The following is a 10,285-nucleotide window of genomic DNA, read 5'->3' on the forward strand; positions in this document are numbered from 1 at the left end:
GCGAACTCAACGCGGGTGGGGGGAGTCCGACGGGGCGGGTTCGGAGGACTCGTCGGACTCCGGGCCCTCGACGTGCGTCTGCGGCTGGCGGTGCCGGCGACGCAGCTGCACCCACCGCCCGCGGGCGCCGCGCTCGGCCCCGCCGACCTTCGTCGCGTCGATCTCCGTGCCCGGGGTGCGCGCGGCCTCGACCGCGGCCTCCGAGATCGGCATGACCGCCTCGCCACGGGCCGGCTCCGGTGCGAGGTCCTCGAAGACCCCGGCCGCGGCGAGCACCGACGGCAGCATGACCTGCGCGAGGCTGGAGTAGCCGGCCGCCGACGGGTGGAACCGGTCCGGCCCGAACAGCAGCTTGGGGGAGGCCGCGAACTCGGGACCGAGCACCGACCCGAGCGACACCGTGCGCCCCCCGGCGTCGACGACCGCGATGGTCTGCGCCGCGGCCAGCCGTCGCGACCAGGTGCGCGCCACCTGCTTCAGCGGCGGGGGGATCGGCTCCACGGTGCCGAGGTCGGGGCAGGTGCCGACGACGACCTCGACCCCCGCGGCGACCAGCCGGGAGACGCCTTCGCGCAGCAGCCGCACCGACTCCGAGGGCAGCCGGGAGTGGGTGACGTCGTTCGCGCCGACCAGGATCACCGCGACGTGCGGCTCCATGGCCAGCGCCTGGTCGATCTGCTTGTCGAGGTCGCGGGTCTGCGCGCCGACGAAGGCGACCGAGCAGAGGTACACCCGCCGGTCGGCCCCCTCGGCCAGCCCCGAGGCGAGGTGCGCCCCCGGCGTCTCCTGGACGGTGTGGACGCCGTACCCGGCCGCCGACGAGTCACCGAGCAGCGCGACCTTCAGTGCGGGCCCCGGCCGGCCGCGGCCGTACCACCCCGTGGCGTTGGGCGGCGCGCCGTCGGCGTTGCCGATCTGCCGGCGCGCGAGCGTGGCCTCGGCACGCAGCACGCCGTACAGCGACGCACCGAGCACGGACAGGCCACCGCCGCCGTAGACGGCGGCAGATGCGAGCTTGCGGGCCGCGGCAACCTTCCCCACGTCCCCCACTCTAGCCACCCCTAGACTCGGGTCGTGCGCTACGTGAACTCGCTCCTGGACCTCGTCGGCAACACCCCGCTCCTGCGGCTGAGGAGGGTCCTCGACGACGCGGACGCGGACACCGGGCCTCTGGTGCTGGCCAAGGTGGAGTACCTCAACCCCGGCGGCTCGGTGAAGGACCGGATCGCCGTGCGCATGGTCGAGGCGGCCGAGGCGTCCGGCGAGCTCAAGCCCGGCGGCACGATCGTCGAGCCGACGTCGGGCAACACCGGCGTGGGGCTGGCGCTGGTCGCGCAGGCCAAGGGCTACAAGTGCATCTTCGTCTGCCCCGACAAGGTCAGCGAGGACAAGCGCAACGTCCTCAAGGCCTACGGAGCCGAGGTCGTCGTCTGCCCGAGCTCGGTGGCACCGGAGCACCCGGACTCCTACTACTCGGTCAGCGACCGGATCGCCGCCGAGACCCCCGGCGGCTGGAAGCCCGACCAGTACTCCAACCCCGAGGGCCCGAACTCGCACTACCACTCCACCGGCCCGGAGATCTGGGAGGACACCGACGGCACGGTCACGCACTTCGTGGCCGGCATCGGCACCGGCGGCACCATCACCGGCACCGGCCGCTACCTGCGCGAGGTCTCGGCCGACCGGCAGGGTGGCCGCGTCCAGGTCATCGGCGCCGACCCGGAGGGGTCGGTCTACTCCGGGGGCACCGGCCGGCCCTACCTCGTCGAGGGCGTCGGTGAGGACATGTGGCCGCGTGCCTACGACCCCAAGGTCGTCGACCAGGTGATCGCCGTCAGCGACATGGACTCCTTCACGATGACCCGCCGCCTCGCCCGCGAGGAGGGCCTGCTGGTCGGCGGCTCCTGCGGTATGGCCGTCGTCGCGGCCCTGCGCGCCGCCAAGGACCTGCCTCCCGAGGCCGTCGTCGTGGTGATCCTGCCGGACAGCGGCCGCGGCTACATGTCCAAGATCTTCGACGACACCTGGATGGCTTCCTACGGCTTCCTCGCCAGCGACGGGCACCAGACGGTCGGGGACGTGCTGCACGCCAAGCGGGGGGACATGCCTGCCCTCGTCCACACGCACCCGAACGAGACCATCCGCGACGCCATCGAGATCCTCCGGGAGTACGGCGTCTCGCAGATGCCGGTCGTGAAGGCCGAGCCGCCGGTCATGGCCGGGGAGGTTGCCGGCTCGGTCAGCGAGCGGGACCTGCTCGACGCCCTGTTCACCGGTGCGGCGAACCTCGCCGACCCGGTCGAGAAGCACATGAGCCCGCCGATCCCCATGGTCGGCGCCGGTGAGCCGGTCTCGAGCATCCACGACACCTTGGAGAAGCACGACGCGGTCATGGTCGTCGAGGGCGGCAAGCCGGTCGGTGTCCTCACCCGCGCGGACCTGCTCACCCTCTTCGCGCACTGAGGTATGACGGTGTCCCGGCCCGACGACGTGACGCGCCTGTACCTGACGCTCGGGCGGATCAACCGCGCCCTGCGCCGGGACGCACGGAACGCGCCGATCGGGCACGGGGCGCTGAGCGCGCTCGCGACCCTCGCGGCGAGCGAGCCCATCCGGCTCGGCGAGCTGGCCGACCTCGAGGGGGTGAGCGCCGCGTCGATGAGCCGGATCATCGCCTCGCTGGAGAAGCTGGGCATGGTCCGGCGGGAGGCCGATCCCGAGGACCGGCGGGCCTTCCTGGTCGAGCCCACCTCCGACGGGCGCCGGGTGGTGGAGGCCGGGCGGGCCGCCCGCATGCAGGCGCTCGCCGCGCGGCTCGAGAAGCTGTCGCGGGAGGAGCGGGACGACCTGCGACGGGCCCTGCCGGCGCTGGAGGCCCTCGTCGGCTGACGACGACGGAGCGAGAATCCGTCGTCGTCAGACCCGTTGTCTGGTCTGACTCCTCGTCGCTGCGGGCCTCGCTGCGCTCGTTTCCTCGCTCTGTCGTCGTCAGACCACGTCATGGTGCTGCAGCAGCCGGAACGTCACCAGGCCCGGGAGCGCGGGCAGCCAGAACGTCAGCAGGCGCGAGGCCAGGACGGCGGCGACCGCGGCGGTCGGGCCGACCCCGACCGCGGTGAGGCCCGCGACGGTGGCGGCCTCGACGGTGCCCAGTCCGCCGGGAGTCGGTGCCAGCTGCCCCAGGGTCGATCCCACGACGTAGACGGCGAGCACCGCGAGCAGGTTGAAGTGCGGGTTGAACGCGGCCAGCGTGGCCGCGAGCCCCGCCGCCTGCAGGACGATGAACAGCACCGTCCCACCGAAGAGCTGGCTGGCCCGCACCGGGTCACGCAGGGTGGGGACGAGCTCGGCCAGGAGCTCGCGCAGGGAGTTCAGCATCGGGTGCCAGACCTTGCGGCGTCCCCACGGCGAGACGAGCACCGCGACGATGATCGCCAGGACGACCCCCGCGATGAGCAGGATCGGCCAGCTCGGCAGCGAGAAGTCCCCGACCGGCACGGCGCTGCCGATGACGAGGATGCCGACGGCGGTCGCCACGCCGGTGATGATGCCGACCACGGCCCGGTTGAGGAAGATCACGCCGACGGCGTGCGTGCGGCGCAGCCCGATCCGCTCGAGGTAGACGATGTTGATGCCGTAGAAGCCGATGCCGGCCGCCGTGGTGCGCCCGGTGAAGGCGGCGGCGAGCTGCACGGCCATGGTCTTCCAGAACGGCAGCTTGCGACGGCTGGACCCGATGACGGTCACGCCGGAGGCGAGCACGCCGAGGAAGCCGGTCGCGACTGCCACGGCGATCCAGCGCCAGTCGGCACGCCGCAGTGAGGCGAGGACCTCGTCGATGCTCGACAGCTGGGGCAGCAGCAGGTAGACCGCCAGGCCGACGGCGAGCATGACGCCGAGCGTGGCGGGACGCACCGGCGAGCGGAACGGCGGCGGTGGGGACCCGAGTCGCTCGGCCAAGCTCTCCCGCAGGTCGGCGAGCACGATGCGGTCGTCCTCGAGCTGTTGCCGCAGGCGCCGGTGGACCGCCAGCCACTGCAGCTGGGGGAGGGCGTCCAGCAGGGTCTGCCGCGGCACCTGCCGCACGGCGCTGTCGACCGCGCGCGGCACGCCCACGACGGCCACCAGCGTGACGAGGAGGTCGGCGATGTCCTGCTGCCGCTGCGCCGGTGGGCCGCCGACCCGGCTGAAGGTGAAGTCGGTGATCCGGGGCCGTCCGTCCTCGTCCACCAAAATGTTCTTGGCGCGCAGGTCGTGGTGCCCCACGTGCTGCTCGGCGAGCGCGAGGACGTCCTGCCAGATCTGGTCGAGGACCTTGTCGTCGCACCGCTCCCCGGGCAGGTCGCACAGCAGCGTGCCCTGCAGCCGGCGACGGATGAGGAACGGCGGGCCGTGCCGGATCTCGCCCGCGAAGACGACGGGCAGCGTGCCGATCCCCGCCCGCTCGGCGAGCAGCGTGACGTAGGCCTCGTGCTCGACCTCGTGCCGTGGCGTGGACAGCCCGGGCTCGTCCTCCACCTCGACCGAGGCCAGCAGCCGGCGCAGCTTGTATGCCGGCCCGGCCAGCCGGTGCATGCGGCGCACCACCTTCATCTGCATGCGCTCGCCGTCACAGGTCGTGATGCCGTACTCCTCCGGCCGGAGGAAGCGACGCCGGACCGGCTGGATGTGGGCGTCCTTCAACCCCACGGCGTCCAGGGCGAGCCGCACCGCCTGCTCGCTGGTCCGCCGCCCGGGCGCCCCGAGGACCAGGTGGTAGAACGCGGCCGTGCCCCACCCGACGGCTGCCCCGCCGAGGGCCCCGACGGGCAGGTTGTGGCCGAGGAAGACGTCGGCGACCCCGACGAGGATCACCACGGCCCAGGCGACGTCGCGGGTGGTGCGACGCAGGTAGGGGCCGGCGACCGCCGCCAACGCCGCCATCACGGCCACGTGCACGGACGGGAAGGCGAAGGCGTGGGAAGTCGGCTCGCGCAGCACGTGGCCCAGCTGACCCGGCACCGGCCGGGGGGCGGTCAGCCACTGCAGGACGATGGCCAGCAGCCACGCGGTTCCGCTCGCCGCGAGCAGCGAGCTGCCCAACCGGACCCGCCCGACGTAGAGCGCGAACCCGGCAGCGGCGACGATGCCGGGCCAGTACCCGACCCAGCTGAAGGCCTCCCACAGCCGGGTCGAGGCGCTGGGGATCCGCTCCAGCTCCGAGAAGATGGCCGACTCGACCGGGTTGATGCCCGGCGCCCGGGCGATGTACAGGCAGCCGAAGACGATCGCGGTGGCGATGGCCATCCGGACGATGTCGGCCGGGTGGCGACCGATCGAGGCGCGCAGCCGGGCATACCGGCCGGGACGGCGGATCCCGCGGCGCTCGGGGCCACCCGTCTCGTTGGTCGGCATGTCCACGATGCTCCCCCCTGCACCTGCCGTGGGCAACGGCGGCGCCCGTTCAGCCCCAGGTGATAGTGAGGACGGCGGCCAGGGCCAGCGTCGCGCAGCCGGCAAGCTGCACCGGGAGCCGCTCGCGCAGCAGGATGCCGAGCTCACGCAACGACGCTGCGGGCACCAGCGACCACGGCGTTGGTGCGGCCCAGACCCGTGCCGGCACGTGGAGCCGGGCGGCGGCGCGGGCGGTGCGGAACGTGTGGAACGTGCTGGTCACGACAGCCAATCGCGGGGGCGCGCCGTCGCCGCGTCGCCCGACCCCCCGTCCACCCCGGTCAGGGCCACGCTGCTCGCTCGCGCGCCGCCCACCCGAGCGGGCGACCACCAGCCGGGAGCTGAGGAGCAGGTTCTCGTCGGTGGTCGTGGCGCGGCCCTCGAGCAGGAGACACCCGGCGGGCAGGCCGTGCGCGACGAGGTAGGTGGCCATCGCTGCCGCCTCCGACACCGGGCGGCCGGCGACGGCCGACCCGCTGACGACCACGGTGACCTCGCGGCCTTCGTCGCAGGCCCCTCGCCAGAGGGCCGCCGCGCGGTCGAGCCGGCACGCGAGGACCGGCGGCACCTGCCCCTCGCGGGTCAGCTTGCTGCCGAGCACGACCACCACCTCGGGCACCACCGCCCGCGAGCGCAGCCGGCACACCAGTGGGTGGAGGAGGACGGCGAGGAACACCACGCCCACCCAGCAGGCCAGGACCGCCACCACCGCCGCACCCGAGGCGATGCCGGTGCTGGAGTGGAGCAGGGCGAGGTCGTCGAGGACGAGCACGACGGCCGCGAGGACCGCGCCGGCCAGCGAGAGGGCACGGCCGTGTCGCCGTCGGTGTGGACCGGCGAGGCCGTCCAGCAGCAGGCAGCCGACCAGGGGTGCGAGCAGCAGCGGCGCCGCGACGGCGAGGACCACGCGTGCCACGTCGCCGACCACCGGCACATCGTAGGCAGGAGCGAGCGGCCCGTCAGCCGACGTGGGCGCCCTCGACCTCCGGGCCGACGACTGCCGGCTCGGAGCGGTTCCCCACCACGCGCCGACCGGCTTCCACCACGGCGATGACGGCAAGGTTCACGACCAGCCCGATGATCCCCTCGCTGATCGCCCACGGCGCCGTCAGCCAGAAGGTGTAGGCGATCACGACGACCAGTCCGGCGACGAGCCCGGAGAGGATGCTCGACGCCCCGACGCGCCGGGGCAGGAAGAGCGCCAGGGCGATCGCCGGCGCCAGCTGGTCCAGGCCGCTGAACGTCAGCAACAGCAGGTTCGCCAGCAGGTCGGGCATCACCAGCGCGAGCACCAGCGACAGGAAGGTCGCGACCACCACGGTCACCTGGGTGACCGTGTACTGCTGGCGACCGGAGCGGGTCCGGACGATGTTGCGGGACACGAGGGTCGACATACCGACCAGGAGTGCCGCCGAGGGGACCATCGCCGTGGCGATGCCGGCGATCGCGACCAGCCCCATGACCCACTCGGGGAACATCCGCCCGGCCAGGTGCAGCAGCGCCGCGTCCGGGTTGGTGTCCTTCCCGAGCACGACGAAGGCGACGTAGCCGACGATGAGCGGCAGCACGATGAAGGAGTTGTAGAGCGGCAACCACAGGTAGTTGCGGCGCAGCACCTTCGAGCTGCGGGCGGCGAGGATCGGCGGCCAGCCGTGCGGCAATGTCAGGAACATCACCCCGATCATGCTGATCGCCATGTTGGAGACGTACCACGGGATGCCGAACACCTCGGTGCCGTGGACCGACAGCATCTCCGGCGCGCGCTGCTGCACCTCATGGAAGACGTTGGTGAAGCCGCCGGTGAAGTGGATCGGTACCCCGACGCAGACCACCAGCAGCATGACGAGCATCAGCGCGTCCTTGAAGTACGCCGTCGTGGCCACGCCCCGGATCCCGGACCACAGCACGAACGCGACGACGAGGACGAAACCGACGATCATGCTCCACGTCTCGGACGCGGCGTTCCCGGTGACCAGCTGCACGATGAGGCCGAGCCCGGTGATCTGCAGCTGCAGGTAGGGCAGCAGGAACACCACGCCGGCGACGGCCGCGAGCACGCCCAGGGGCCGCGAGGAGTAGCTGTCCTCGAGGAAGTCGGCCTGGGTCAGGTGCCCGCGCGCCTTGGCGCGCCGCCAGACCACGGGGGCGACGAAGTAGAGCATGAGGTAGCCGAGCGGCACGTACGGCATCGAGTAGAAGGTCGCCGCGCCGCCGGCGACCACCAGTCCGGCGGTGCCGAGGAAGGTGAACGTCGTGAACGTCTCACCGGCCTGCAGCAGCCAGCTGGTCGCGACCCCGAACGCCCGGCCGCCGACGGTCCAGTCGCTGAGGTCCGCGTTGGGGTGGCGTCGGCCGAGGAAACCCAGGACCGCGATGACGAGCATCCCCACCAGGACGACGACTTCGAGGGTGCTCATGCCCGGCTCTCCTCAGCGGTGCGCTGCGCCGCCTCCCGGGCAGCCGCCTCGCGGGCGGCCTCCTCGTCCAGCCGGTCCTGCTCCGCATCGTCGGTGCGGGTCTGCTCGATGAGCAGCAGCACCACCGTGACCAGCGCGCTGCCCGGGATCGTCGTCCACCACAGGATCGCGGGCAGCCCCAGCCACAGGTGCGGGCCGTTGAGCGCCGGCAGCCACTGCAGCGCGAACGCACAGACGATCGGTGCGGCGAGCGCCACCCACCAGAGGACGTGCACCGGTCGCGACGGGGCCGTGGCCCACCGTGGGTGCCGCGCCATCAGTCCCCCTCCTCGCCCGATTCACCGGTATGCCCGGAGCCTCCTGCCAGCAGCCAATTCCGTGGTGCTGTCTCGCGGCTCCTGAGACGTCGCCGCTGCTCCTCGTCCCCGGCCAGGTCGATGGCGGTCCACGCGAGCGCGGTCCCGGCCTCGAGGATCGCGCGGTCGGCCGACTCCTCCACGCAGCACTGCGCGAACTCGGGCTGGTGGTTCGTGGCGCCGTGGGTCTCGAGCCGCACCGTCGGGTGGATGGTCGGGATGACCTGGGAGATGTTGGCCATGTCGGTCGACCCCGCCGTGTTGAGTCGTTCGGCCAGCGTGGCGTGGTCGGAGAAGACGCGGCCCAGCGCCTCGGCGTTGCGCCGGTAGCTCGCGACCATCGCGTCGTCGTTGCGGAACTCGGTGTAGGTGCGCGAGTGGTGCTCCACCTGCAGCTCGCAGCCCGTGGCGACCGCGCCCGCGCGGAAGCAGTTCAGCACCCGCTCCCGGAGCTGCTCGAGCTCGGCGACGGTGGAGGAGCGGATGTCGTAGCGGACCGAGGCGCGGGACGGGATCACGTTGGCGGCCGTGCCACCCTCCAGGACGAAGCCGGACACGACGGCCGAGGCCGGAAGCTGTTGCCGCAGCAGGCCGATCGCGACCTGGGCGATGGTCACCGCGTCGAGGGCGTTGACCCCCTCGTGCGGTGCCGCGGCAGCGTGAGCCGGCTTCCCGGCATACGTGATGTCGACGTCGAGGGTGGCGCGGGTGTGGTGGTCGGCGTACTCGTCGGGAGAGGGGTGCACCATCATCGCGGCGTGCACGCCGTCGAAGGCGCCGCGTTCCAGCATGATGACCTTGCCGCCGCCGACCTCCTCGGCGGGCGTGCCGTAGACGCGCACGGTGAGGCCCAGCTCGTCCGCCACCGCGGCGAGGGCGACGCCCGCGGTCACCGCCGCGGCGGCGATCACGTTGTGCCCGCAGGCGTGCCCGACGTCCGGCAACGCGTCGAGCTCGGCACAGACCGCGACCACCAGCTCCCCGGAACCGGCCGTGGCGACGAACGCCGTGTCCAGCCCCGCGACGCCATGGTCGACGGCGAAACCGTTGCGCTCCAACAGTCCCGCGACAGCGGCGGCGCTGCGGTGCTCCTCGAAGGCGAGCTCGGGGTGGGCGTGCAGGTCGTGGCTCAGGCTGACCGCCGCGGGCCAGGCCCGCCGCGCGGCCTCTTCGGCGCGCTGCTTGAGGTCGACGTCGTGCTGGTCTGCTGCCGTGTGTGCCACCGGTGCGTGTGCCTCCTGGCGTGGGTGCTGGGTCCGAGGGGTGCCTAGTCGGCGGTGGCCCTGTTGCGGTCGGGGAGCAGGATGCTCAGGCAGGTCACGCAGCCCTCGCGCTTCTCGAACTCGGTCATCGGCACGGGGCGGGTGCGGAAGCCGAGGTCCTCCAGGTCGGCGATGGTGCGCGGCGCCGATGCGCTGATGAGGACCGTGCCGTCGGCGAGCGGCACGACGTGGCAACCGGCCTCCTCGCTGACGCGGCGCGCCGGGGGAAGGGCGCCGGGCTCGACGAGGTCGCGGTGGACCAGCAGGGTCCCGTCCGGGAGTGCCGTCACGGCGGACTTCAGGTGCAGCACCTCGGTGAGCCGGACGGGCACCACCGTGCGACCGAGTGGGGCGAGCAGGTCGCGGAGCTGGGCGATGCCCGCACCGTTGGTGCGACCGCCGCGGCCGACGAAGACGGTCGAGCCCACCTGCAGCACGTCGCCGCCGTCGAGCGTGCCCGGCTCCTCGATCGTGTGCAGGCGCAGTCCCGCCTCGCGCAGCAGCTTCTCGGTGCCGGCCACCTCGCCGCGGCGCTCCGACGCCCCCGGCCGGCTGAGCACGGCGAGGTCGTCCACCACGACGGCGGTGTCCTCCACGTAGACCGCGTCGGGCAGGTGGGGGGCGTCCTCGACGTAGCGCAGGTCGTAGCCGGCGTCCACGAGGGCGGCGCAGTAGGCCTCGTGCTGCTGCTCGGCGAGCTCGGTGTCGACGGGAACCCGCTCGATGTGGGAGGTGAGGCCCTCCTGGAGGGCGGCGCTGGTTCGGCGGACGAGAGCGATCGGTGGCACTGCGGGACTATGGATCGCGGTCCCCGCCG

The 10,285-nt window shown here is 72.9% G+C and carries 9 protein-coding genes; 2 read left to right on the forward strand and 7 right to left on the reverse strand.

Going from position 1 to position 10,285, the window contains the following annotated elements:
- Window positions 1-6: 6 nt before the first annotated feature.
- Window positions 7-1,041, reverse strand: coding sequence for an SGNH/GDSL hydrolase family protein (locus tag VFL99_RS17195; RefSeq protein ID WP_325107589.1), 1,035 nt, complete (start codon window positions 1,039-1,041; stop codon window positions 7-9).
- A gap of 33 nt (window positions 1,042-1,074) precedes the next feature.
- Here VFL99_RS17195 and VFL99_RS17200 point away from each other — a divergent pair, with 33 nt between their 5' ends.
- A complete protein-coding gene (locus VFL99_RS17200) occupies window positions 1,075-2,463 on the forward strand; it encodes a cystathionine beta-synthase (protein ID WP_325107590.1) in 1,389 nt (462 codons plus the stop codon).
- Window positions 2,464-2,466: 3 nt separating this feature from the next.
- The gene (locus VFL99_RS17205; protein WP_325107591.1) at window positions 2,467-2,889 is read left to right on the forward strand and encodes a MarR family winged helix-turn-helix transcriptional regulator; all 423 of its coding nucleotides are present in this window, start codon (window positions 2,467-2,469) and stop codon (window positions 2,887-2,889) included.
- A 99-nt stretch (window positions 2,890-2,988) separates the two neighbouring features.
- Here VFL99_RS17205 and VFL99_RS17210 read toward each other — a convergent pair whose 3' ends face one another.
- From VFL99_RS17210 to ddaH, 6 genes are read right to left on the reverse strand one after another with little or no spacing between them, the layout of a single operon-like run.
- Window positions 2,989-5,394 carry a lysylphosphatidylglycerol synthase domain-containing protein gene (locus tag VFL99_RS17210; RefSeq protein WP_325107592.1) on the reverse strand — a complete coding sequence of 802 codons (2,406 nt, stop codon included), beginning with the start codon at window positions 5,392-5,394 and terminating at the stop codon, window positions 2,989-2,991.
- Between the two features lie 49 nt (window positions 5,395-5,443).
- Entirely contained in the window at window positions 5,444-6,361 is a 918-nt protein-coding gene (locus VFL99_RS17215; protein ID WP_325107593.1) for a YdcF family protein, read from the reverse strand.
- A 31-nt stretch (window positions 6,362-6,392) separates the two neighbouring features.
- On the reverse strand, window positions 6,393-7,850 hold the full coding sequence (locus VFL99_RS17220; RefSeq protein ID WP_325107594.1) for a sodium:solute symporter family protein: 1,458 nt from the start codon (window positions 7,848-7,850) through the stop codon (window positions 6,393-6,395).
- Window positions 7,847-8,167, reverse strand: coding sequence for a hypothetical protein (locus VFL99_RS17225; protein WP_325107595.1), 321 nt, complete (start codon window positions 8,165-8,167; stop codon window positions 7,847-7,849). Before VFL99_RS17225 ends, VFL99_RS17220 begins: the two co-directional genes overlap by 4 nt.
- A complete protein-coding gene (locus VFL99_RS17230; protein ID WP_325107596.1) occupies window positions 8,167-9,429 on the reverse strand; it encodes an amidohydrolase in 1,263 nt (420 codons plus the stop codon). Before VFL99_RS17230 ends, VFL99_RS17225 begins: the two co-directional genes overlap by 1 nt.
- A 44-nt stretch (window positions 9,430-9,473) precedes the next feature.
- Window positions 9,474-10,256: a dimethylargininase gene (ddaH, locus tag VFL99_RS17235; RefSeq protein ID WP_325107597.1), complete on the reverse strand. Its 783-nt coding sequence runs from the start codon at window positions 10,254-10,256 to the stop codon at window positions 9,474-9,476.
- Window positions 10,257-10,285 lie beyond the last annotated feature (29 nt).

The organism is Segeticoccus sp. (genome assembly GCF_035708005.1).

Bases quoted from the DNA above. Each gene is read 5' to 3' on its own strand.
- VFL99_RS17220 (WP_325107594.1), bottom strand. From the start codon at position 7,850: ATGAGCACCCTCGAAGTCGTCGTCCTGGTGGGGATGCTCGTCATCGCG.
- VFL99_RS17210 (WP_325107592.1), bottom strand. From the start codon at position 5,394: ATGCCGACCAACGAGACGGGTGGCCCCGAGCGCCGCGGGATCCGCCGT.
- VFL99_RS17205 (WP_325107591.1), top strand. From the start codon at position 2,467: ATGACGGTGTCCCGGCCCGACGACGTGACGCGCCTGTACCTGACGCTC.
- VFL99_RS17225 (WP_325107595.1), bottom strand. From the start codon at position 8,167: ATGGCGCGGCACCCACGGTGGGCCACGGCCCCGTCGCGACCGGTGCAC.